Origin of the sequence: Fictibacillus arsenicus, from assembly GCF_001999465.1 — a bacterium.
In the GTDB taxonomy this organism is placed as follows: Bacteria; Bacillota; Bacilli; order Bacillales; family Fictibacillaceae; genus Fictibacillus; species Fictibacillus arsenicus.
The window spans coordinates 1-24,224 of record NZ_MQMF01000002.1 but is presented as its reverse complement, the minus strand read 5'-3'; the positions used below and the strand labels follow the sequence as shown (position 1 = coordinate 24,224).

Here is a 24,224-nt window from a genome sequence, read left to right as displayed (position 1 = left end):
GAGGAGTAGAGAATATGAGACAAAGCCAGTTGTTTATGCCGACACTAAGAGAAGTGCCAGCAGATGCAGATGTAAAGAGTCATCAGCTGCTTTTGAGAGCAGGGTTTATCAGACAAAATGCAGCAGGAATCTATTCATTTTTGCCTCTGGGGAAAAAAGTACTTCATAAAATTGAAAACATTGTACGTGAGGAAATGAACCGTGCCGGTTCTCAGGAAATGATGATGCCGGCCCTTCAGCTAGCCGAGCTATGGCAGGAAAGCGGCAGATGGTACAGCTACGGACCAGAACTGATGAGACTAAAAGATCGTCACGATCGGGACTTTGCGCTTGGTGCTACACATGAAGAAGTAATTACAAGCATTATTCGTGACGAAGTTAAATCATACAAAAAGCTTCCATTGAATCTTTATCAGATTCAAACTAAATTCAGAGATGAAAAACGTCCTCGTTTTGGACTATTGCGCGGGCGTGAGTTTATTATGAAAGATGCTTATTCCTTTCATGATAAACAAGAAAGTCTGGATGAAACTTATGAAACAATGAAAGACGCTTATTCTGCTATCTTCAGCCGATGCGGCTTAAATTTCCGGGCCGTTTTGGCAGACTCCGGAGCTATCGGCGGCAAAGATAATCATGAATTCATGGTTTTATCTGAAATTGGAGAAGATTTAATTGCCTATTCTACTGAGTCAGATTTTGCTGCCAACATTGAAATGGCTCCTGTAGTATTAAAGGAAGAAGCATCATCTGAAAGTCCGTTAGATCTTGAAAAGGTAGAAACACAGACAGCCAAGAATATAGAAGAAGTTTCAGCATTTTTAAATGTTCCTTCTTCAAAAATTATTAAATCTCTTCTCTATATGGCAGATGAGGAGCCAGTACTTGTCTTGGTACGCGGTGATCATGAAGTTAATGAGATTAAATTGAAAAATGAGTTATCAGCTTCTGAAGTAGTCATGGCTAGTGAAGAAGACGCACTCAAGTGGCTTAATACTAAACCAGGTTCAATCGGACCAGTTTCAGTTTCAGACGTAAAGGTAATTGCTGATCAAGCTGTTCCTCTTATGGCTAATGCTGTATGCGGTGCTAATGAAGAAGGCTATCATTTTGTGAATGCGAACGCAAACAGAGACTTCAAGATCGATCAGACAGCAGACCTTCGTTTTGTAATTGAAGGAGACATTTCTCCAGATGGAAAAGGTGCAATTGTTTTTGCAAAAGGTATTGAGGTAGGTCATGTATTCAAACTCGGAAAAGTTTATAGTGAACCTATGAAAGCATCATACTTAGATGAAAACGGAAAGAATCAGATTATGTCAATGGGCTGCTATGGCATCGGAGTTTCCAGAACGTTAGCTGCAGTAGCAGAAGAAAATAACGATGAAAATGGCTTAATTTGGCCTTTATCGCTAACACCATATGATGTTCACTTAATTGCTGTTAACAGCAAAAATGCCGAACAATCTGCTCTTTCTGATGAATTGTATGAACAGCTGAAAAGTGAAGGGTACGATTGTTTATATGATGATCGTCCGGAACGTGCCGGTGTAAAATTTGCAGACAGTGATTTAATCGGTTTACCTATTCGTGTTATGGTAGGTAAGAAGGCAGCTGAAGGTATTGTAGAAATGAAAATCCGCAGAAGCGGTGAATCATATGAAGTCCCTGTTTCAGAACTGAAGAGTGTCTTAAAGCGTGAATGGGATAAACTCGTTTAATTATATCCAGGTGCCTCTTTTATGAGGTGCCTTTCCTATTTAAACGAAATATATTTTTCTTAATGATCTTTGCTTTTGAGTTGGTATTGAAAACGCTACATTGATTAGTTGATTGGAGCGCAAGGTGCGAGACTCCTCGAAAATGAAAAATCACATTTTCTTCGTGCGATGTAACGCTGCCGAAGCCTTCCTTGTCCTGCGGGACGAGTGGGACAGGTGAGACTCCTGATGGCGCTAAGCGCCAGGAGGCTCACCGCCCGCCCCGCGGAAAGCGAGCATCTGGAGCGGAAGTCAACACTTCCAAAAGCTGCGAAGTTATGAAATAGTTAAATAAACCCCTTAAAAAAGGAGGTTCTTATGAGCGGTAATGATCAGCAAATCAGACAAGAACGTCTGTCGCTTCTTTTAGAACAACTTGGAATTCCTGACGAGATGAAAACTGGCTTTTTAGGTGGAACGATTGAAAAACTGACCATTGATAAGGCGAATAGAAGCTGGCATTTTTTAATTGGAATTAAACGTCCTTTATCTTCTAACAGCTATGCTTGGTTCAGTTCAAGTTTACAGCAAACATTTGAGCATATTGCAAAAGTTACTTTTTCCATACAATGTACAGAAAGCTTTCAGTCTGAAGAACTGCTTGCTTATTGGCCATTGTGCAAAGAACAGCTCGTAAATACAGCTGGTCCGAGTCTCGGAAGTATGCTTTCAACACAAGAACCTTCAGCGGAAGGTAATTTTTTATGTCTAACTGTAAGAAATGATGCAGAAGAGGCACTTGTACATCGAAAGCTATCTCCAATCATAAAAGATATGTACCAACAGTTTGGGTTTCATTCTGTCCTTTTAAAAACTGAAATTAATCACTCTGAAGAAGATTATCAGAAGTTTATAGAACAAAAGAAACAAGAAGACGAACATAAAATTATGGAAGCTCTTGTAGAAAAAGAGAAAGCTTCTAAAAGAGCCGACTCGCCTGCTGCTAGAACTGACATTATGATCGGCTATTCGATCAAGGATGAACCAGTCCCGATTCAAACTATACAAGATGAAGAACGAAGGATCACCATTCAGGGATATGTATTTCATTCTGAAACAAGAGAACTTCGCAGCGGAAGAACACTATTAACGTTTAAGATTACAGATTATACAGATTCGCTTCTTATTAAGATTTTCTCACGTGATAAAGAAGATATTCCGATTCTGCAGGGTATTCAGAAGGGAATGTGGCTAAAGGTTCGCGGAGGCATTCAAAATGATACGTTTGTCAGAGATCTGGTAATGATCGCAAACGATATAAATGAGATAAAACCTGAAACAAGGAAAGATCTTGCTGAAGAAGATAATAAGCGTGTAGAACTTCATATGCATACACCGATGAGTCAAATGGATGCAGTATCATCAGTTTCTGCGCTGGTTGGACAAGCTAAGAAGTGGGGGCATCCAGCGATCGCCATTACTGACCATGCAGGTGTACAGTCCTTCCCTGAAGCATACAGTGCAGGGAAGAAAAACGATATCAAAATTTTGTACGGGCTCGAAGCGAATCTAGTAGATGATGGAGTGCCGATTGCTTATAATGAAGCACCTAGAAAGCTTTCTGAAGAAACATATGTTGTGTTTGACGTAGAAACAACGGGTCTGTCAGCCGTTTATAATAAGATCATTGAACTTGCAGCAGTTAAGATTAGAGGTGGGGAGATCGTTGACAGATTTGAAGCTTTCGCGAATCCGCATGAATCTTTGTCTCAGACTACTATTGAATTAACAGGTATTACTGATGATATGGTGGAGAATGCTCCTGAGATCGAAGAAGTCCTTCGAGATTTTTATACGTTTATGGGTGATGATATCCTTGTTGCGCATAATGCAAGCTTCGATATGGGCTTCCTGAATGAAGGTTTGCGCAAGATCGGCTTAGGAGAAGCAAAGAACCCTGTAATCGACACACTAGAACTTGCCAGGTTCTTGCTGCCTCAGTTAAAGAATCATAGATTGAACACACTCTGTAAACGGTTTGATATTGAACTTACACAGCATCACCGTGCCATCTATGATGCTGAAGCAACTGGCTATCTTTTATGGAAACTTCTTAAGGAAACCTTTGAAAAAGAGATCTTTTATCATGACAGGCTGAACGATAATATGGGACAAGGTGGTTTCCAGCGTTCACGTCCTTTTCATTGTACGCTGCTCGCTGCTACCCAAGAGGGATTGAAGAACTTATATAAGCTAGTTTCAGAGTCTCATTTATCGTATTTCTACAGAACACCGCGTATTCCGCGGTCTCGTTTAAGCAAGCTTCGTGAAGGGATATTAGTAGGCTCCGCATGTGATAAAGGCGAAGTTTTTGAGGGCATGATGCAAAAACCGATAGAAGAAGTAGAAAAGATTGCTTCCTTTTATGATTATTTAGAAATTCAGCCGCCAAGCAATTATTATCATCTGATCGAAAGAGAGCTTGTATCAGATGAGATGAACCTGAGAGAGATCCTTTCAAATATCGTACAGCTAGGTGAGAAATTGGATAAACCGGTGGTTGCCACAGGTAATGTCCATTATTTGAACCCGGAAGATGCGATATACAGGAAAATCCTAATATCATCTCAAGGCGGAGCCAACCCGCTGAACAGACAGACACTTCCTGAAGTTCACTTTAGGACGACAGATGAAATGCTGAATTTGTTCTCTTTTTTGGGTGAGGAGACTGCAGAAAAAGTAGTTTGTCACAATACTAGACAGATAGCAGATTCAATAGCAGAAATTAAGCCGATTCCGGATGACCTCTATACTCCAAAAATTGAGGGAGCAGATGAAGAAGTCCGGTCAATGAGTTATAACCGTGCGAGAAGCATCTACGGAGAAAGCCTTCCTGAACTAGTGGAGAAGAGGCTCGAAAAAGAACTTACAAGCATCATCGGTCATGGTTTTGCAGTAATCTACTTAATTTCGCATAAGCTTGTTAAAAAGTCATTGATTGACGGATATCTTGTAGGATCACGTGGATCAGTAGGATCTTCATTTGTTGCTACTATGACTGAAATTACAGAAGTTAATCCTCTGCCGCCGCACTATGTTTGCCCAAGCTGCAAAGAGTCGCATTTCTTTAACGATGGATCAGTCGGCTCTGGCTTCGACCTGCCAGATAAAGAATGTACGAAATGTAATGTTCTATATATTAAAGACGGACAGGACATTCCCTTTGAAACATTCCTTGGCTTTAAGGGGGATAAAGTACCTGATATCGATTTGAACTTCTCAGGAGAATATCAGCCAAGAGCACATAATTATACGAAAGAGCTTTTCGGTGTCGATTATGTATATCGTGCAGGTACGATTGGAACTGTTGCGGAAAAAACAGCATATGGCTATGTAAAAGGGTATGCAAGTGATAATAATCTCACAATCCGATCGGCGGAAGTAGATCGTTTAGTGTCAGGATGCACAGGAGTAAAAAGAACCACTGGACAGCATCCTGGCGGAATAATTGTAGTACCTGACTACATGGATATATATGATTTTTGTCCAGTTCAGTTCCCTGCTGATGACAGTTCATCTGAGTGGAAGACAACACATTTTGATTTCCATTCTATCCATGATAACTTGCTCAAGCTGGATATATTAGGACACGATGATCCGACGGTGATCCGTATGCTTCAAGATTTAAGCGGAATTGATCCTAAAACAATTCCTGCTTCCGACCCTGAAGTTATGAAAATCTTTTCAGGTCCTGAAGTGCTTGGGGTAACCGACGAACAGATAATGTGTAAAACAGGAACATTAGGAATCCCTGAATTTGGCACTAAGTTTGTAAGACAGATGTTAGAAGAAACAAAGCCAAGCACTTTCTCAGAACTCGTACAGATCTCTGGATTGTCACATGGTACCGATGTTTGGCTGAATAATGCAAACGAACTTATCGCAAATGGTACATGTGTCTTAAAAGACGTTATCGGCTGCCGTGATGACATCATGGTCTACCTGATCTACAAAGGACTGGAGCCATCCCTCGCTTTTAAAATTATGGAGAGCGTCCGTAAAGGTAAAGGTCTTCCAGATGAATGGATCGAAGAAATGAAAAACAACGATGTACCTGACTGGTATATCGGTTCATGTCTTAAGATCAAATATATGTTCCCGAAAGCCCATGCTGCGGCTTATGTATTAATGGCTGTGCGGATCGCATATTTTAAAGTGCATTATCCAATCTGGTTCTATGCAGCATACTTTACGGTAAGAGCGGATGACTTTGACGTTGAGTCTATGATTCGCGGTTCAAAAGCTCTTCGTGCAAAAATTGAAGAGATCTCTGCAAAAGGTCTTGATGCTTCAACGAAAGAGAAGAACTTGCAGACAGTATTGGAACTTGCGCTTGAGATGTGCGAAAGGGGTCTTTCATTCCAAAAGATAGACTTATACCGCTCAAGTGCTACTGATTTTCTAGTAGAAGGGGATACTCTGATTCCGCCATTCAATTCCATTGCTGGACTTGGAACAAACGCTGCTCTAAATATTGTAAAAGCTAGAGAAGACGGAGAGTTCTTATCTAAAGAGGATCTTCAGCAGCGTGCAAAATTATCGAAGACCATTATTGAGTATTTAGATGACCAGGGATGTCTGGAAGGACTGCCCGATGCAAATCAGCTTTCTCTCTTCTAGCACAAGGGTTTGAGCAGGAAGAAAGTTGCAGTATTTTATTGGTTATGGTATAGTATTTTTGGAAATACTGTTGAATGAATAACTGTCGGCGAAAGAGTGGGGCTCCCCACTCTTTCGTTACGTTTTAAGGTCATTCAGCCAGAAGGAGGGCAGCAATGAGTCAGAAGATTACAGAGCTCACGACCGAGCTTGTAACCCCAATCGTTGAAAAACTAGGACTTGAACTTGTTGACGTTGAATTTGTTAAAGAGGGTAAAAACTGGTTCCTCCGTGTTTATATCGACTCAACCGGCGGTGTTGATATCGAAGAATGCGGAACCGTCAGTGAACAGTTAAGTGAAAAATTAGATGAACTTGATCCGATTGAACAGCCCTACTTTTTAGAAGTATCTTCTCCAGGAGTGGAAAGACCGCTTAAGAAGCCAGAAGATGTGAAAAATGCAATTGGCAAAAATGTAAACATAAAACTTTATGAGCCTATTAATGGTGAAAAAGTATATGAAGGACTTTTAAAAGACTTTGACGGTGAAACGCTGTTTATGGAGATTAAAGTAAAAACCCAAGTCAAGAAGGTAGAGTTGCCATATAAAAAAGTGGCAAACGCTCGTCTTGCGGTTGTTTTTTAATGAAGAGGGGAGTAAAAAAATGAGTACCGAGCTTTTGGATGCACTTACATTACTGGAAAAAGAAAAAGGGATCAGCAAAGAAGTAATTATTGAAGCAATTGAAGCAGCCCTTATTTCAGCTTATAAACGCAATTTTCATCAAGCGCAAAATGTACGTGTGGATTTTAACAGAGATACTGGCAGTATCCGTGTGTTTTCTAGAAAAAACGTGGTTGCTGAGGTTGAGGACGATCGTCAAGAGATTTCAGTTACTGAAGCACAAGCGATCAACCCTGGTTATGAGATCGATGATATTGTAGAAGAGGAAGTAACACCAAAGGATTTTGGACGTATTGCCGCTCAAACTGCTAAACAAGTTGTTACACAGCGTGTACGTGAAGCAGAACGAGGAATCATCTTCTCAGAATTTATCGATCGTGAAGAAGACATTATTACAGGTATCGTACAGCGTCAGGACCATCGTTATATGTATGTCAGTCTTGGACGTGTTGAAGCATTATTACCTGCAGCAGAGCAGATGCCTGGTGAATCCCACACTACGAATGACCGCATTAAAGTATATATCACCAAAGTTGAGAAAACGACTAAAGGACCTCAAATCTTAGTTTCACGTACTCACCCTGGACTTTTAAAACGATTGTTCGAACTTGAAGTGCCGGAGATTTATGATGGTACTGTTGAGATTAAATCTATTGCTCGTGAAGCGGGAGACCGTTCTAAAATTGCTGTTCATGCAGCAGATCCAGAAGTTGATCCTGTAGGTTCATGTGTTGGGCAAAAAGGTGCACGTGTGCAAACGATCGTTAACGAACTTAACGGGGAAAAGATTGATATTGTCCGCTGGAGTGAAGATCCTGTCGTTTACGTCGCAAACTCTTTAAGTCCTGCAAAAGTATTAGAAGTACAAGTGAACGAAGAAGATAAGATGACGACAGTAATCGTACCTGATTATCAGCTTTCACTCGCAATCGGCAAACGTGGCCAGAATGCACGTCTTGCTGCCAAGTTAACAGGTTGGAAGATTGATATTAAAAGTGAATCAGAAGCAGTAGAGTCAGGTGTCTATAACCCTGCCAATTCAGCAAATGATTCTTTTTATAACGACTCTGTCGAGGATGAAGAGTAAGAGAAGACGAGGTGGAGACAATGAAAACCCGCAAAATTCCAATGAGAAAATGCGTAGCCTGTCAAGAGATGAAGGCGAAAAAAGAATTAACACGTATTGTCCGCTCACCTGAAGGGGAAGTCTCTGTCGACTCAACCGGAAAAAAATCCGGAAGAGGAGCTTATCTTTGTCATGAACTTGTTTGTGTTGAACAAGCAAAAAAGAAAAAGATCCTAGAGACACACTTGAAATCGAAAATTCCGGCTGAATTATACGAACAGCTTGAAAAAGGAAGTCATACATCTTGAAAACAAGCCGGTGGGAAAACTTTCTTGGAATAGCAGCTCGTGCTGGAAAAGTAATATCTGGTGAAGAGCTTGTCGTAAAAAGTATACAAAAACAGAATGCAAAAATCGTTTTATTATCAAAAGATGCTTCTGAGAACACAAAGAAAAAGGTAACAGATAAGTGTCTTTTCTATAAAGTCGATTATTTTTGGATAGAAGATCGAAATGTTTTAGGCAAAGCAATCGGAAAAGAACAGCGAGTTGTAGTTGCTGTCAATGATCAAGGATTTTCAAAGCGTTTAAAGGAACTTCTTGATCACTAACACGGGGGTGAACATATGAGTAAAATACGCGTATACGAATATGCGAAACAGAAAAATGTTCAAAGTAAAGACATTATCGAGAAGCTAAAAACAATGGATGTCCATGTGGCGAATCATATGTCTATGATCGATCAGGCTGCTTTAACAAAGCTCGATGAAGCTTATAGTTCAAAAGCAAAAAAAGATCAGCCTAAAAAACCAAAAAATCAGAATCAACTCCCTAAAACAGATAAGAATAGAAACAACTCTGGTAACGACACCAAATCTAATAAAAAGGAAGTTCAAAAAGAGAGTAATATGAAAATTAAAAAAGAGACCGATAATCGTAACTCATCACAATCAAAAAGCCCGCAAACTCAAGGGGCGAAGCCAGGCAATTCAAATAGCCAAAATGCTCCAAAGAATAACAATGCTAAAAACAGCAATAACAGAAACCAGAATAACAACAACAGAAATAACAATAACCGAAATAATAACAACAAGAACCAGAACAGAAATAAGCAAAACAGAGGCGGAGGCAGTCAGCAGCAAGCTCCTCAAAAGAAGGTTCTTGAAACTCCGAGCAAAATCACTTTTACTGATACACTTCAAGTAGGTGAACTTGCGAAAAAGTTAAATAAAGATACTTCTGAAATCATCAAAAAGCTTATGGGTCTTGGCATCATGGCAACGATCAATCAAGAGCTAGATAAAGAAGCAATTGAACTAATCGCCGCTGATTATGATGTTGAAGTGGAAGAAGAAATTATCGTTGATGAAACCGAGTTCGAAAATTATGAAGTTGTTGACGATGAAAAAGATATGCAAGTACGTCCGCCGGTTGTAACAATCATGGGGCACGTTGACCATGGTAAAACTACGCTTCTTGATGCTATTCGAAACACGAAAGTAACTGCAGGAGAAGCTGGTGGTATTACTCAGCACATCGGTGCATACCAAATCACAAACAACGGAAAACAAATTACATTCCTTGATACACCAGGCCATGCTGCGTTTACAACTATGCGTGCACGCGGAGCTCAAGTAACGGATATTACAATTCTTGTTGTAGCTGCTGATGATGGTGTAATGCCGCAGACAGTTGAAGCGATCAACCATGCAAAAGCCGCTGAAGTACCGATTATCGTTGCTGTTAACAAAATGGATAAAGAAGCTGCTAACCCAGACCGAGTTATGCAAGAACTTACTGAACATGGACTAGTTTCTGAAGCATGGGGCGGAGATACAATTTTCGTTAACGTTTCAGCTATCAAAGGTGACGGAATTGATGACCTTCTTGAAATGATCAACCTTGTTTCAGAAGTAGAAGAATTAAAAGCAAATCCTAACCGAACTGCAGCTGGAACGGTAATTGAAGCACAGCTTGACAAAGGCCGTGGTTCAGTTGCAACGCTTCTAGTTCAGTCAGGTACATTAAATGTTGGAGATCCTATCGTAGTTGGACATACGTACGGACGTGTTCGTGCGATGGTAAATGACCTTGGTCGCCGTGTTAAATCTGTGGGACCATCTACTCCTGTTGAAATTACGGGATTAAATGATGTTCCGCAAGCTGGAGACCCATTCATGGTATTTGCTGATGAGAAAAAAGCTCGCCAAGTCGGAGAATCCCGTTTTAAGAAACAACAGGATGCTCAGCGTAAAGAATCTTCTAAACTTAACCTTGATGACCTCTTTAATCAGATTAAAGAAGGTGAGATTAAAGATATCAACGTCATCATTAAAGGAGATGTACAAGGTTCTGTAGAAGCACTAGCAGGTTCTCTTCAAAAGATCGATGTTGAAGGTGTTAAAGTTAAAATCATTCACTCAGGTGTTGGGGCGATCAACGAGTATGATATCATGCTTGCTTCTGCTTCAAATGCAATCGTAATCGGTTTTAACGTTCGCCCGGATGCAGGTGCCAAACGTACTGCAGACGCTGAAAAGGTTGATGTACGCCTTCACCGCATCATCTACAACGTTATTGAAGAAATCGAATCAGCGATGAAAGGTATGCTTGATCCTGAATTCGAAGAAAAAGTTATCGGCCAGGTTGAAGTCAGAACAACCTTTAAAGTGTCTAAAGTTGGTACGATCGCCGGGTGTTATGTTACAGAAGGTAAAATCACGAGAGATTCCACAGTACGTTTAATCCGTGATGGTGTTGTTTCTTACGAGGGCAAGATTGATGCGCTTAAACGATTTAAAGATGATGCCAAAGAAGTTTCTGCTGGGTATGAATGTGGTATTACTCTTGAAAAGTTCAATGATATTAAAGAAGGCGACATCATTGAAGCTTATATTATGGAAGAAATTAAAGTAAAATGATCGGATTATTAACGGTTGAGTTTTTCATATATGAAGCACAGTCGTTAAAAGATAAGCGTTCAGTTGTTCAAAAAGCGGTTAACAGACTTCGGCAGCGCTTTAATCTTGCTGTTTCTGAAACTGGATTCCAAGATTTATGGCAGCGGGCAGAAATAAGTATGGTAACCGTTTCTTCGGACAAAATAATAGCAGAAAAAGAATTGCAAAGAGCACTTGCAATGATTACATCTATTACCGAATTGGAAGTAACCGATTCTAAAGTGGAGTGGCTATAAGGCAAGTGGCAAGAAACGGGGTGTATAAATTATGGGCACAATCCGTTCCAACCGTGTTGGGGAACAGATGAAAAAAGAGCTTACAGATATTATTGGCCGGAAACTTAAAGATCCCCGCGTTGGTTTTGTAACTGTTACGGCGGTTGATGTAACTGGTGACCTGCAGCAAGCGACTGTATACGTTTCTGTTTTTGGCGACAGTGAACAAAAGGAACAGACTTTGCGCAGTCTTGCTAAAGCTACTGGTTTTATCAGGACTGAGATTGGAAAACGTATTCGCATGCGTAAAACACCAGACATCTTCTTTAAATTTGATGAATCTTTAAATTATGGAAGCAAGATCGAAAGTCTTTTATCTGAGATTAAACGAGATGACGAAGACAGCGAAGAAAACGAAGATCATCCGAAACCATAATAGCAAATGGATAGGCAATTAAATAAATTGTCTATCCATTTTTTGCTTGAATGCAGGTATGTAAAAGGAGAAATTGATATGACTGCTAGGCAAGGAATTTTAGCACTGAAAAAACCTGCCGGAATGACATCACATGACTGTGTAGGAAAAATACGCAGAATCTTTTCAACCAAAAAAGTGGGACACACTGGAACCCTCGACCCGGAAGTTACGGGAGTGCTGCCTATCTGTATTGGAAGAGCGACAAAAATTGCTGAATATATGTCTGACTTCGGTAAGGAATATATTGGAGAAGTAACACTTGGCTTTTCAACTGAGACCGAAGATGCACACGGCGAAAAAGTAATGGAAAAACTGGTAGAGGAAGATATTGATTTTGGGAAAATAAAAGAGATAATAAAGTCTCTTACAGGCGAGATCGAACAAGTTCCTCCCATGTATTCAGCTGTTAAAGTTAATGGTAAAAAACTTTATGAATACGCAAGACAGGGAATTCAAGTTGAAAGACCTAAACGGAAAGTCACGATATATGAGCTTGAACTGCTTAATAAAGAGGATATTTTACGTAAAGAAAATCCTGTATTTTCATTCAGAGTCAAATGTTCGAAAGGGACTTACGTCCGAACTCTCGCTGTTGCGATTGGTGAAAAGCTAGGTTACCCCGCTCATATGTCTTCTCTTATCAGAACAGCTTCTGGTCCATTTACTTTAAACGATTGCGTAACCTTTGAAGAACTGGAAAACACAGAGTCGTCATTTTTGGATAATTACTTATTTCCTCTAGAGGAAGGAATTACGCATTTTCCAAAATGGACAGTGGATGAAGAGACTGAAGCTCAAGTTAGAAATGGATCAGTGCTTCCAAAACCAAAAGAGTTGGAACAAAGCCCATTTGGTGTTTATAATGAAGAAGGAAAATGTCTAGCCATCTATCAGCTGCATCCTTCTAAACCTGGTTTGATAAAACCAGCGAAAGTGTTAGCCATTGAATAACGAAACAGGTTAGTAGGTGAGTTTTTGGAAACGATCGTCATTAATCATCCTCATTATTATAAAAAAGAGAGTCTCCCGCCATTAATCTTGGCATTAGGCTATTTCGACGGAATCCACATCGGACATCAGCGTGTGATCAATACAGCTGTTGAACTTGCAGAAAGAAATGGAGCAATTCCAGCTGTAATGAGTTTTCATCCACATCCTTCTGTAGTTTTAGGAAAAGCCGATGAAACTTGGACTTATATCACACCACTTGAAGAAAAGAAAAAGATTTTAGAAGGTATGGGAGTTAAACGTTTTTATCTTGTGAAATTCGATCTTGATTTTGCTTCACTCTCTACGAAGGAATTTGTTGACCAGTATATTATCGGTTTAAATGTAAAGCATGTTGTAACAGGTTTTGATTTTACATACGGAAAGTATGGAAAAGGGAATGTGGAAACATTGGTTCATGAAGCTGATGGTAAGTTCGGTCAAACCGTAATTGAGAAGATCGAAGAAAACGGCCAGAAAATAAGCTCTACCCTTATTCGACAATGCCTTAGAGAAGGCCTAGTTGAGAGCATCGTTCATTATCTCGGTAGAAGATATAAACTCAATGGTACTGTCATACATGGAGATAAACGCGGCCGTACAATAGGTTTTCCTACAGCAAATCTTGACACGGATGTCTATACCCTTCCAAAAGTAGGGGTTTACGCTGTTGAAATTAGTGTTGATGATGAAAAGTACTATGCGATGGCAAATGTAGGGTATAAGCCGACTTTTAAAAATGATCAAAAAAGGCCTTCTTTAGAAGTCCACATTTTTAATTTTCAAAAAGAAATTTATGGGAAAACGATAAGTGTCACTTGGCTTAAACGGATTAGGGATGAAAAGAAATTCAACTCTATTGAGGAATTGATCGAACAGCTAAAAACAGATAAGAACGAGACATTATCAATCATACAGTCAATGTGTTAAAAAAACTTGCAATTATTTCTTAAACAAGCTATGCTAATACATGTACATTTTTAATGTACTAATAACCGTTGCTTGGCAAGTCGAGTCACCGACGCTTGCTCGGTAATAGGTGTTTCTAATATTAAGGAGGTGAAAAGGATGGCTATTACTCAAGAGCGTAAAAACGAACTAATCAGCGAGTATAAGGTACATGATACGGACACTGGATCTCCAGAAGTTCAAATCGCTATCCTTACTGAACAAATTAATGAGTTGAATGATCACTTGCGTACACACAAGAAAGATCACCACTCACGTCGTGGTCTATTAAAAATGGTTGGTAAGCGCCGTAACTTGTTAACGTACCTACGTAACAAGGACATCACGCGTTACCGCGAATTGATCGGAAGACTAGGATTACGTCGTTAATCCAACAAAAGCGGGATTTAATCCCGCTTTTTTTATTGCAAGCAATACGATATCGGACATATTAGAAATGTTTTAAACGGGTTACTAAATTCTTTACAGTTTTTCTTTTTAGGAAGGACTACGTTAGGATATAATAGAACCATAAAATACTAGGATTTTTTAAGTGTTGAGAGGAGTACCAAGTAAAATGGATCAACAAAAACGAACTTTTACCATGGACTGGGCGGGCAGAACGCTTACGTTCGAAATTGGAGAATTAGCAAAACAAGCAAATGGTGCTGTTATGGTCAGATATGGTGATACTGCAGTACTTTCTACTGCTGTAGCTTCAAAACAGCCCAAAAATTTAAGTTTTTTCCCACTGACAGTAAACTACGAAGAACGTTTATACGCAGTTGGTAAAATCCCTGGTGGATTTATTAAACGTGAGGGCCGTCCAAGTGAAAAAGCTGTGTTGGCAAGCCGCTTGATCGACCGTCCGATCCGTCCTTTGTTTGCTGATGGTTTCCGTAACGAAGTACAAGTTGTCAGCACTGTAATGAGTGTTGATCAAAACTGTTCTTCTGAAATGGCCGCAATGATTGGATCATCTCTTGCATTGTCTATTTCCGATATTCCTTTTCAAGGACCCATCGCGGGTGTTACTGTCGGGCGTATTGACGGAGAGTTTGTTATCAATCCGACTGTTGAACAAAATGAAAAAAGTGATATTCAATTAATTGTAGCAGGAACAAAACATGCGATTAACATGGTTGAAGCTGGTGCAGAAGAAGTTTCTGAGGAAGCAATGCTTGAAGCAATCATGTTCGGTCATGAAGAGATCAAGAAATTAATCGCTTTCCAAGAAGAGATCGTTGCTGAAATCGGCAAAGAAAAGATGGAAGTAGTTCTTCATGAACTTGATAAAGATGTTGAACAAGAAGTCCGTGAATTTGTCGGAAACGATGTAAAAGAAGCGGTTAAAGTTGTTGAAAAGCATGCACGTCAAGAAGCTCTTGATGCCGTAAGTGCAAACGTAGCTTCTCGTTACGAAGAAGATGAAGAAAAAGCAAGCGAAGCTAAAGAAGTTTTACATAAACTTATCAAGGAAGAAGTTAGACGCTTAATTTTGAAAGAAAAAGTACGTCCTGACGGAAGAAAAACAGATGAAATTCGTAAACTTTCTTCAACAGTAGGCATTTTAGCAAGAACTCATGGTTCAGGTCTATTTACACGTGGACAAACTCAAGCGCTAAGCATTTGTACATTGGGAGCACTTGGCGATGTTCAAGTTCTTGATGGTCTTGGTGTGGAAGAGTCTAAGCGCTTTATGCACCAATACAACTTCCCTCCGTTCAGTGTTGGAGAAACGGGCTTTATGCGCGGACCAGGCAGACGTGAAATCGGCCATGGGGCATTGGGAGAACGCGCTTTAGAACAAGTAATTCCTAATGAAGAGGAATTCCCGTACACAATTCGTCTTGTTTCGGAAGTATTAGAATCAAACGGTTCTACATCACAAGCCAGTATTTGTGCAAGTACGCTAGCATTGATGGATGCTGGTGTACCGATTAAAGCACCAGTTGCTGGTATTGCGATGGGTCTGATCTCAGATGGCGAGGATGTTACTGTTCTTACAGATATTCAAGGTATGGAAGATCACCTTGGAGATATGGACTTTAAAGTAGCAGGTACACCAAACGGCATCACTGCTCTTCAGATGGATATTAAAATTTCAGGTATCAATCGTGAAATCCTTCAAGAGGCACTTACACAAGCCAAAGAAGGCCGTATGATTATCTTGAAGTCCATGCTATCTACACTTTCTGAGTCTCGTACGCACTTATCTCAGTATGCTCCAAAGATTTTAACAATGAAGATAAATCCTGACAAAATCCGTGATGTTATTGGACCAAGCGGGAAAATCATTAATAAAATCATTGAAGAAACTGGAGTTAAGATCGACATCGAACAAGATGGTACAATCTTTATTGCTTCAACTGATGAGCCGATGAACAACAAGGCGAAGAAGATTATTGAAGATATCGTAAGAGAAGTTCAAGTTGGCGAATACTACATGGGCAAAGTGAAGCGTATTGAAAAATTCGGTGCTTTCGTAGAACTGTTCAGCGGCAAAGATGGGTTAGTCCATATTTCAGAACTGGCTGAAGAGCGTGTAGGTAAAGTTGAAGATGTGGTGAAGCTTGGTGATGAAATCCTTGTAAAAGTTATGGAGATCGACAACCAGGGCCGTGTAAACTTATCACGCAAAGTTGTATTAAAAGAAGAAAAAGCGAAAAATGAACAGCAGCAAAATGTTTAATATTATTTGAACTAACAGCCAGCCTTGAATCAAGGCTGGCTTTTTTCATGCACTCTTAATGTTCCAATAACGTTCTAACTTGTACAGGTTGTACATAACTTGATTACAGGGAGGGGAGTTATGTGAAAAAATCAATTCTTCACTGGTCCGTCATCGTGTTAATCATTACTGCAACTGCTATTTCGGTGCATAACCCATTTACGAGCACTTATATCGAAAGTATTAAAGCTCAGAGTACGGCTGTTTCACAAATGAAATCAAATTCAATCTATGCACAGATTAAAGAAAAAGCTAAGGAATTAAACAAGCCGCCTAAGAACGCTGAAATCGACCCTGTATGGAAAGCCACTCCCGGCTACAATGGACTAGTTGTAGATATGGAAGAATCATTTAAGGCGATGAAAAAAATAAATAAATTCGATGAAAATAAATTAGTAGTAAAACAAATAGAACCAACCATACATTTAGAAAACTTGCCTGCTTCTCCCATCTATCGAGGAAATCCGGAGAAACCTATGGTAACTCTTCTTGTAAATGTAGCTTGGGGCAACGAGCATCTGCCGGGTATGCTGCAAACAATGAAGAAGAATAATGTGCATTCAACATTCTTTCTGGACGGTTCATGGGTTAAGAAAAATCCTTCTCTGGCAAAAATGATCGCTGAAGAAAACCATGAAATTGGCAACCATGCATATTCTCATCCGGATTTGAAAAAAATGACGAATACGAGGATTACTGAAGAACTCAAACAAACAAATGAAGTCATAAATGCTACGTTGGATAAGTCACCAAAATGGTTTGCACCGCCAAGCGGAAGCTACCGGAACGATGTTGTTCAAATAGCTGCTGACCTTAATATGAAAACGATTCTTTGGTCTGTGGACACAGTAGACTGGAGGAATCCAAATCCTGATGAGATGGTTGAAAGAGTTCTAAATAAGGTACATCCTGGAGCCATGATTCTTATGCATCCAACAGCCTCATCAGCCCAGGGGTTAGATAAGCTGATTAAAGGAATTAAAGATAAGGGGCTCAGCATCGGAACTGTCTCAGATCTCATGGATGAAAAAAGACTGCTGCCAAAATCAATCAAGTAAAGTTGTATAGGAGTTATGATAATGGTATATTGTTCCTATGATTAATAGTGGCAGATTTGACAGCTAGGGGGAAACAAGTTTGATTAAAAGACATACATGTTCAAACGGCGTCCGCGTCGTTTTGGAGAATATTCCAACCGTACGTTCGGTAGCGATAGGGGTATGGATTGGAACAGGATCCAGGTTTGAAAATACGAAGAACAACGGTATTTCTCACTTTTTGGAGCACATGTTTTTCAAAGGGACAAAAACAAGAACAGCTAGAGAAATTGCTGAATCGTTTGATAGCATAGGCGGTCAAGTGAATGCATTTACTTCAAAAGAATATACATGTTATTATGCAAAAGTTCTTGATACACATGCTCCATATGCGCTTGAAGTGTTAGCTGACATGTTTTTTAATTCAACATTTGACGAAGGTGAATTGTTAAAAGAAAAGAATGTTGTATTAGAAGAGATAAAAATGTATGAAGATACACCTGATGATATCGTTCATGACATGCTAAGCCGTGCAAGCTTCCAAAACCATGAACTCGGTTTTCCTATCTTAGGTACGGAAGAGACGCTTCATACTTTTACAAATAATACTTTGCGTGATTATATGAATACACATTATGTTCCCGAAGAAGTTGTTATTTCGGTAGCTGGGAATATTGATGAATCTTTTATTAAAGATGTAGAGGAATTTTTCGGCAGCTACAAGACGAGTTCCATAACTAAAGCTGAAATGAATTCTCCAATATTCCATCCTGAAAAATTGGCTCGGAGGAAAGAAACGGAACAGGCTCATTTATGTTTAGGCTTTCCTGGCCTTTCTTTAAAAGATAAAAGAAGCTACAGCTTGATCATACTTAACAATATTTTTGGCTCGAGCATGTCTAGCCGGCTTTTTCAGGAAGTGCGAGAGCAAAAAGGTCTGGCATACTCTGTCTTTTCCTATCATTCCGCGTTTCAGGATAATGGAATTTTCACAATTTATGGCGGTACCGCACCTCATCAACTCGATGAATTGTATGAAACAATCACAAATATCGTCGATGACTTGAACGAAAATGGGATCACTGACAAAGAATTAAAAAATTCCAAAGAACAGATAAAAGGAAACTTAATGCTAAGCCTAGAGAGCACGAACAGCCGCATGAGCCGAAACGGCAAACACGAGCTTATCTTAGGCTATCATCGTACATTGGACGATATGGTAGAATCTATCGATAAAGTTTCAAAAGAAGATGTTAACCAGCTGATTCATTCTATTTTCAATGAAGGCTGCTCAGCATCACTTGTCAGTCCTTCAGGAGAGCTGCCGAAGGGATTGCAATAAAATAACGAATACATTTTAGAATCCGGGAACCTTTCTCGGATTTTTTATTTTTGTCTCTGTTTTTAAAAATTTTTGCTAATGATTTTTTTGAGTAAAGAAACTTCATTGACAAGTTGATTGGAGCGTAAGGTGCGAGACTCCTGGGGGATCAGCGTGCCATCTACCTGACTATTCTTCTCGCAAGGCATGCGACGAGAAAGCTCGCTGCTGTGAGATTTTCTTGTAGACGCAGGCAGCATTTCACATCTTTCACTGAGGCTCACCGCACTCCCCGGAAAGTAAGCATCCTGAAGCGGAGATCAACTGCTTTCACAGGCAAGTTCTTTACAAATAAAAATGGGCGTTGCGTTTAACTAATGCCCCAAACAAGGCAGATACTCCTGAATATAATGATGTTGATTGATACCAATAGTTCGTAAAAATTATAATTTGTGACCGTAATGATAAAAGTAATGCCGTTGTAAAATGGGGTTTTGAGTAACCAGATAGGCGGAGCGTTCATATTATGATGAACGTGGAAAGCAATTCCCCTGCAGTAAAGGAACAACGGAGAAAGGGGAGAAAGAATGTTAACGGATTTGCATATCGCTGTATTTGGCGGCGATGCGAGGCAGCTAGAAGTAATCAGGAAGTTAACAGAATTAGACGCGGCACTTACACTTATTGGCTATGACCAGCTCGATCATGGTTTTACTGGCGCATCAAAAATGGATATAGATGAAGTTGATTTCTCAAAGTTAGACAGCATTATATTGCCTGTAAGTGGAACGGGGCTGCAGGGAGAGATTGATACTATTTTCTCAAACCGGAAAATTGTTTTAACAGAAGATATGCTGAAAAAAACAAAGAGTCATTGTCAGGTTTTTTCAGGCATAAGCAATTCTTATCTTGATACGATCACAGCAAACAGCAATCGTAAGCTTACAAAATTGTTCGAAAGAGACGATGTAGCTATCTATAATAGCATTCCTACTGTTGAAGGTACGATCATGATGGTAATCCAGCATACGGATATAACCATACATCAATCCAACACGGTTGTACTTGGATTCGGCAGAGTTGGTATGAGTGTAGCAAGAACTTTTCAGGCATTAGGAGCACATGTAAAAGTAGGAGCAAGAAAATCGGAACATATGGCAAGAATTTCAGAAATGGGAATGATTCCTTTTCATTTAGATGATTTGAAGAATGAAGTTTATGAGACGGATGTATGCATTAACACGATTCCTACACAGATTGTAAATGCAGATGTCATATCAAAATTCCCGTCTCATACGTTAATTGTTGATTTGGCTTCAAAACCAGGCGGTACAGATTTCCGGTATGCGGAAAAGCGAGGTATTAAAGCTTTGCTGGCTCCGGGATTACCTGGAATAGTAGCTCCTAAAACAGCAGGGAAAATTGTCGCTAATGTACTTTCGCAGCTGTTAATCAATGAATTTTATAAGCGGAAGGGGTAGTTTTTATGGATTTTAATGGGAAGCATATCGGCTTTGGATTAACCGGTTCACATTGCACCTATGACGCGGTTTTTCCTCAAATCCAAAAGCTTGTGAACCTTGGTGCAAAAGTGACGCCTTTTTTCACGCATACTGTAATGCAAACGACTACGCGTTTTGGTGCAGAAGGAGAATGGGTTGAAAAAATCAAAGAAATTACGGGCAATGAACCTGTGGACTCTATTGTAAAAGCTGAACCGTTTGGACCAAAGACTCCCTTAGATTGTATGGTTATTGCTCCTCTTACTGGAAACTCCATCAGTAAATTTGCCAACGCAATGACAGATTCTCCAGTACTTATGGGAGCGAAAGCAACGCTAAGAAATCAAAAGCCTGTAGTTCTTGGCATTTCAACAAACGATGGTTTAGGTTTGAACGGTGTTAACATAATGAGACTTATGGCAACTAAAAATATATATTTCATTCCATTCAGCCAGGACGATCCCGTTAAAAAGCAAAATTCATTGGTTGCACATATGGATACATTAATAGAAACAATTGATCTCGCTCTGCAAGGTAAGCAGCTTCAGCCTGTACTCAGGATGATAGATTAATACAACAGAAGAAAATCCGTTCATAACAGCCCAGTTTATGATAAAATATGATAAATTATATGGATTAACAAGGAGAAACCATAAAATTGTGTTTCTCCTTCTGTTGTAGCTTGCTTACCTTAAACAATAAAGGAGTCAATAAAAGATGAGCCAAAAATCATTTCATGTAGCCGTAGTAGGTGCGACTGGAGCAGTCGGCCAGCAAATGTTAAATACTTTAAGTGAAAAGAATTTTCCGATCGGCAAGTTATCGCTTCTTGCTAGTAAAAGGTCTGCAGGACAGGTCGTCACATTTAATGGGGAATCCCATACGATACAGGAAGCAACGCCAGATGCATTCGAAGGGGTTGACCTTGCTTTATTTTCTGCCGGTGGATCTGTTTCAAAGCAGCTTGCCCATGAGGCAGTGAAGAGAGGTGCGATCGTTGTAGATAATACGAGCGCATTCCGTATGGATCCAAATGTGCCCTTGGTTGTACCTGAAGTTAACGAACAAGATCTATTGAAGCATAATGGAATCATCGCAAATCCAAACTGCTCTACTATTCAAATGGTAGTGGCGCTTCAGCCCCTTCATGAAAAGTATGGACTAAAAAAGGTGATCGTTTCTACTTACCAGGCTGTTTCAGGAGCAGGTGCTAAAGCAGTTGAGGAATTAAAAGAGCAATCTAAAGCGGTTTTAAACGATGAACCTTTTGAAGCGTCAATCATGCCATGTGCTTCAGATAAAAAACATTATCAAATCGCGTTTAATGCAGTTCCTCAGATCGATAAATTTGAAGAGAACGGCTATACATTTGAAGAATTAAAAATGATGAATGAAACAAAGAAAATCATGCACTTAGAAAACTTGGAGATCGCTGCCACTTGTGTAAGACTGCCAGTTGAAACAGGGCACTCTGAATCTTTATATGCAGAGTTTGAAAATGGCAACCCATCTGTACAGGAAATAAGAGAAGTATTAAAGTCAGCACCAGGTGTAACAATGCAAGATCAGCCAGAAGAACAGATTTATCCGATGCCGGCTCTAGCAGCAGGATTGCCAGACGTATTTGTAGGCAGAATTCGTAAAGACTTAGACCGTGATAACGCATACCATATGTGGGTAGTGTCAGATAATCTATTAAAAGGTGCTGCATACAATTCTGTACAGATCGCAGAAAGTTTGATCAAGTTAAACTTGCTTTAATTTCATAAAGAAGGTGCATTCATGAAGATTATCGTTCAAAAATTTGGAGGAACTTCTTTAAAAGAAGATACGGGCCGCTTAGAAGCAGTCCGTCATATAAAAAAAGCAGTTGATGAAGGCTATAAAGTAGTATGTGTGGTTTCTGCAATGGGAAGATTTGGTGACCCTTATGCAACTGATACTTTGTTAAGCCTGTTAGGTGATAACAACAAAATATCCAATCGTGAACAGGATCTGCTTTTATCTTGCGGAGAAATTATTTCTTCGGTGGTATTTTCAGGTCTGCTGAATGCTTCAGGCTTATCTGCTTCTGCATTAACAGGACCGCAGGCAGGTTTCCGTACTAACGATGATTTTTCTAATGCGAGAATCATTGATATGAAATGTGAGCGAATAAGAGCAGAACTTGAAAATTATTCTGTAGTGGTTGTAGCTGGCTTTCAGGGTCAATCAAAGAGCGGAGATATCGCAACTCTTGGAAGAGGAGGCAGTGATACGAGTGCTTCAGCGCTTGGTGCAGCTCTTCAAGCGGAATTCATTGATATCTTTACTGATGTAGAAGGAGTTATGACAGCTGATCCAAGACTTGTTAAAGATGCAAGACCTCTTTCTGTTGTGACATATGCCGAAATCTGCAATATGGCGTATCAGGGAGCAAAGGTTATCCATCCAAGAGCCGTGGAGATTGCTATGCAGGCGAAAATTCCGCTCCGGATCCGTTCTACCTATTCAGACCTTCCTGGGACTCTTGTAACCTCTTCATTAAAAGGTCCGGCAGGAAAAGACGTGCAGGAATCAATCATTACTGGAATAGCACATGTTTCAAACATTACACAGATAAAAGTTTATGCAAATGATGGCCAGTATGATCTCCAGACAAAGGTATTTAAAGCAATGGCGCAAGAACAAATTTCAGTCGATTTTATTAACATCTCTCCAAAAGGTGTTGTCTACACGATCATGGAAGACAAAACTGAGTTGGCGCTGCGTAAACTAAAAGAGATCGGCTATGAACCTGATGTAACAAGAAACTGTGCAAAAGTATCAGCGGTAGGTGCTGGAATTGCAGGTACCCCAGGTGTAACAGCTGCAATCGTGGAATCTCTTTCGAGCAGGAATATCCAGATTCTCCAATCTGCTGATTCCCATACAACGATCTGGGTATTGGTTAAAAAAGAAGATTTGATTGAATCCGTAAATGCTCTTCATACAACTTTCCGCTTAAATGAAGAAGGGATTACCACAAACTTGCAAGAAATTGTACAGCAGCAGTTTAATGAGTATTGAGGAGTGAAAGTAATGAATTTTGGAAGTATTAGCACTGCAATGGTTACACCTTTTGACAGTAAAGGGAATGTTGATTTTGCAAGAACAACAAAGCTGATTAACCACTTGATAGATAACGGCAGTGACAGTCTGGTTGTTGCAGGCACTACTGGAGAATCACCAACACTTACAACAGAAGAGAAAGTTGCGCTCTTTAAGCATGTTGTTAAAGCTGTAAACGGCAGGGTACCTGTAATTGCTGGCACAGGCAGCAACAATACAAAAGCTTCAATCGATCTTTCCAAGAAGGCAGAAGATGTTGGTGTTGATGCCATCATGATTGTTGCTCCATATTACAACAAACCAAGCCAAGACGGTATTGTTGCACATTACAAAGCTATCGCGAGCTCTGTAAGCCTCCCTGTCATGGCATATAACATTCCAGGAAGATCTGTCGTTTCGTTTGCGGCAGATACTGTTCTAAGATTAGCTGAGATCCCAAACGTTACTGCTTTAAAGGATGCGGGCGGCAACTTGGATTTCATGGCTGAAATCATTGAGAAAACACCTGATGACTTTTTACTGTACAGCGGAGATGATGGTTTGACATTACCATCCTTAGCAATCGGCAGTGCAGGGATCGTGTCTGTAGCATCACATGTAATCGGAAATGAAATGCAGTCGATGATCAGCAGCTTTAAAAATGGCGAAAACCTTGAAGCTGCACGTATTCACCGTAAGTTGCTTCCGGTAATGAATGAGTTGTTTAAAGCTCCGAGCCCAGCTCCTGTAAAAACTGCATTACAGTTAAAAGGTCTTGATGTCGGAGGAGTTAGACTTCCATTATTGCCGTTAAATCAAGCTGAGAGGGCTTCACTCGCTGCACGTCTAAATGAACTGTAAAAAAA

20 protein-coding genes are annotated in these 24,224 nt (G+C 39.9%); all 20 read left to right on the top strand.

Annotated features, from left to right (window positions below):
* Positions 1–14 precede the first annotated feature (14 nt).
* The gene (locus UN64_RS07190; RefSeq protein WP_077361230.1) at positions 15–1,721 is read left to right on the top strand and encodes a proline--tRNA ligase; all 1,707 of its coding nucleotides are present in this window, start codon (positions 15–17) and stop codon (positions 1,719–1,721) included.
* 357 nt (positions 1,722–2,078) lie between these two features.
* A complete protein-coding gene (locus UN64_RS07185; RefSeq protein ID WP_077361228.1) occupies positions 2,079–6,380 on the top strand; it encodes a PolC-type DNA polymerase III in 4,302 nt (1,433 codons plus the stop codon).
* Between the two features lie 155 nt (positions 6,381–6,535).
* Positions 6,536–7,006 carry a ribosome maturation factor RimP gene (rimP, locus tag UN64_RS07180; protein ID WP_066289524.1) on the top strand — a complete coding sequence of 157 codons (471 nt, stop codon included), beginning with the start codon at positions 6,536–6,538 and terminating at the stop codon, positions 7,004–7,006.
* A 19-nt stretch (positions 7,007–7,025) separates the two neighbouring features.
* The gene (gene nusA, locus UN64_RS07175) at positions 7,026–8,132 is read left to right on the top strand and encodes a transcription termination factor NusA (RefSeq protein ID WP_077361226.1); all 1,107 of its coding nucleotides are present in this window, start codon (positions 7,026–7,028) and stop codon (positions 8,130–8,132) included.
* A 20-nt stretch (positions 8,133–8,152) separates the two neighbouring features.
* Positions 8,153–8,419 (top strand): RNase P modulator RnpM, encoded by a 267-nt coding sequence (gene rnpM, locus UN64_RS07170; protein WP_077361224.1) that lies wholly within the window; start codon positions 8,153–8,155, stop codon positions 8,417–8,419.
* Entirely contained in the window at positions 8,416–8,721 is a 306-nt protein-coding gene (locus UN64_RS07165; RefSeq protein ID WP_066289530.1) for a YlxQ family RNA-binding protein, read from the top strand. The genes rnpM and UN64_RS07165 overlap by 4 nt, the downstream gene beginning before the upstream one ends.
* Positions 8,722–8,736: 15 nt before the next feature.
* Entirely contained in the window at positions 8,737–11,031 is a 2,295-nt protein-coding gene (gene infB, locus UN64_RS07160) for a translation initiation factor IF-2 (RefSeq protein WP_077361222.1), read from the top strand.
* Positions 11,028–11,306 (top strand): DUF503 domain-containing protein, encoded by a 279-nt coding sequence (locus UN64_RS07155; protein ID WP_077361220.1) that lies wholly within the window; start codon positions 11,028–11,030, stop codon positions 11,304–11,306. Before infB ends, UN64_RS07155 begins: the two co-directional genes overlap by 4 nt.
* A 31-nt stretch (positions 11,307–11,337) precedes the next feature.
* Positions 11,338–11,721: a 30S ribosome-binding factor RbfA gene (gene rbfA / locus UN64_RS07150; protein ID WP_077361218.1), complete on the top strand. Its 384-nt coding sequence runs from the start codon at positions 11,338–11,340 to the stop codon at positions 11,719–11,721.
* A gap of 78 nt (positions 11,722–11,799) precedes the next feature.
* Complete coding sequence (gene truB, locus UN64_RS07145) at positions 11,800–12,714, top strand: tRNA pseudouridine(55) synthase TruB (RefSeq protein ID WP_245801985.1); 915 nt, start codon at positions 11,800–11,802, stop codon at positions 12,712–12,714.
* A gap of 24 nt (positions 12,715–12,738) precedes the next feature.
* Positions 12,739–13,680, top strand: coding sequence for a bifunctional riboflavin kinase/FAD synthetase (locus UN64_RS07140; RefSeq protein WP_077361214.1), 942 nt, complete (start codon positions 12,739–12,741; stop codon positions 13,678–13,680).
* Between the two features lie 138 nt (positions 13,681–13,818).
* Positions 13,819–14,088 (top strand): 30S ribosomal protein S15, encoded by a 270-nt coding sequence (gene rpsO, locus UN64_RS07135; RefSeq protein ID WP_066240919.1) that lies wholly within the window; start codon positions 13,819–13,821, stop codon positions 14,086–14,088.
* A 187-nt stretch (positions 14,089–14,275) separates the two neighbouring features.
* Positions 14,276–16,390, top strand: a complete 2,115-nt coding sequence (gene pnp / locus UN64_RS07130; protein ID WP_077361212.1) for a polyribonucleotide nucleotidyltransferase — start codon at positions 14,276–14,278, stop codon at positions 16,388–16,390.
* 122 nt (positions 16,391–16,512) lie between these two features.
* Positions 16,513–17,487 carry a polysaccharide deacetylase family protein gene (locus UN64_RS07125; protein ID WP_077361210.1) on the top strand — a complete coding sequence of 325 codons (975 nt, stop codon included), beginning with the start codon at positions 16,513–16,515 and terminating at the stop codon, positions 17,485–17,487.
* A 79-nt stretch (positions 17,488–17,566) separates the two neighbouring features.
* A complete protein-coding gene (locus UN64_RS07120; protein WP_077361208.1) occupies positions 17,567–18,808 on the top strand; it encodes a M16 family metallopeptidase in 1,242 nt (413 codons plus the stop codon).
* A 566-nt stretch (positions 18,809–19,374) separates the two neighbouring features.
* Entirely contained in the window at positions 19,375–20,268 is an 894-nt protein-coding gene (gene dpaA / locus UN64_RS07115; protein WP_077361206.1) for a dipicolinic acid synthetase subunit A, read from the top strand.
* A 5-nt stretch (positions 20,269–20,273) separates the two neighbouring features.
* Positions 20,274–20,861 (top strand): dipicolinate synthase subunit B, encoded by a 588-nt coding sequence (gene dpaB / locus UN64_RS07110; protein ID WP_077361204.1) that lies wholly within the window; start codon positions 20,274–20,276, stop codon positions 20,859–20,861.
* A 145-nt stretch (positions 20,862–21,006) separates the two neighbouring features.
* The gene (gene asd / locus UN64_RS07105; protein WP_077361202.1) at positions 21,007–22,050 is read left to right on the top strand and encodes an aspartate-semialdehyde dehydrogenase; all 1,044 of its coding nucleotides are present in this window, start codon (positions 21,007–21,009) and stop codon (positions 22,048–22,050) included.
* Between the two features lie 21 nt (positions 22,051–22,071).
* Positions 22,072–23,337 (top strand): aspartate kinase, encoded by a 1,266-nt coding sequence (dapG, locus tag UN64_RS07100; RefSeq protein ID WP_077361200.1) that lies wholly within the window; start codon positions 22,072–22,074, stop codon positions 23,335–23,337.
* 12 nt (positions 23,338–23,349) lie between these two features.
* The gene (gene dapA, locus UN64_RS07095) at positions 23,350–24,219 is read left to right on the top strand and encodes a 4-hydroxy-tetrahydrodipicolinate synthase (RefSeq protein WP_077361198.1); all 870 of its coding nucleotides are present in this window, start codon (positions 23,350–23,352) and stop codon (positions 24,217–24,219) included.
* Positions 24,220–24,224 lie beyond the last annotated feature (5 nt).

Coding starts and splice junctions, on each gene's coding strand:
- UN64_RS07190 (WP_077361230.1), top strand. CDS start 15: ATGAGACAAAGCCAGTTGTTTATGCCGACACTAAGAGAAGTGCCAGCA.
- UN64_RS07185 (WP_077361228.1), top strand. CDS start 2,079: ATGAGCGGTAATGATCAGCAAATCAGACAAGAACGTCTGTCGCTTCTT.
- rimP (WP_066289524.1), top strand. CDS start 6,536: ATGAGTCAGAAGATTACAGAGCTCACGACCGAGCTTGTAACCCCAATC.
- nusA (WP_077361226.1), top strand. CDS start 7,026: ATGAGTACCGAGCTTTTGGATGCACTTACATTACTGGAAAAAGAAAAA.
- rnpM (WP_077361224.1), top strand. CDS start 8,153: ATGAAAACCCGCAAAATTCCAATGAGAAAATGCGTAGCCTGTCAAGAG.
- infB (WP_077361222.1), top strand. CDS start 8,737: ATGAGTAAAATACGCGTATACGAATATGCGAAACAGAAAAATGTTCAA.
- UN64_RS07155 (WP_077361220.1), top strand. CDS start 11,028: ATGATCGGATTATTAACGGTTGAGTTTTTCATATATGAAGCACAGTCG.
- rbfA (WP_077361218.1), top strand. CDS start 11,338: ATGGGCACAATCCGTTCCAACCGTGTTGGGGAACAGATGAAAAAAGAG.
- truB (WP_245801985.1), top strand. CDS start 11,800: ATGACTGCTAGGCAAGGAATTTTAGCACTGAAAAAACCTGCCGGAATG.
- rpsO (WP_066240919.1), top strand. CDS start 13,819: ATGGCTATTACTCAAGAGCGTAAAAACGAACTAATCAGCGAGTATAAG.
- pnp (WP_077361212.1), top strand. CDS start 14,276: ATGGATCAACAAAAACGAACTTTTACCATGGACTGGGCGGGCAGAACG.
- dpaA (WP_077361206.1), top strand. CDS start 19,375: ATGTTAACGGATTTGCATATCGCTGTATTTGGCGGCGATGCGAGGCAG.
- dpaB (WP_077361204.1), top strand. CDS start 20,274: ATGGATTTTAATGGGAAGCATATCGGCTTTGGATTAACCGGTTCACAT.
- asd (WP_077361202.1), top strand. CDS start 21,007: ATGAGCCAAAAATCATTTCATGTAGCCGTAGTAGGTGCGACTGGAGCA.
- dapG (WP_077361200.1), top strand. CDS start 22,072: ATGAAGATTATCGTTCAAAAATTTGGAGGAACTTCTTTAAAAGAAGAT.
- dapA (WP_077361198.1), top strand. CDS start 23,350: ATGAATTTTGGAAGTATTAGCACTGCAATGGTTACACCTTTTGACAGT.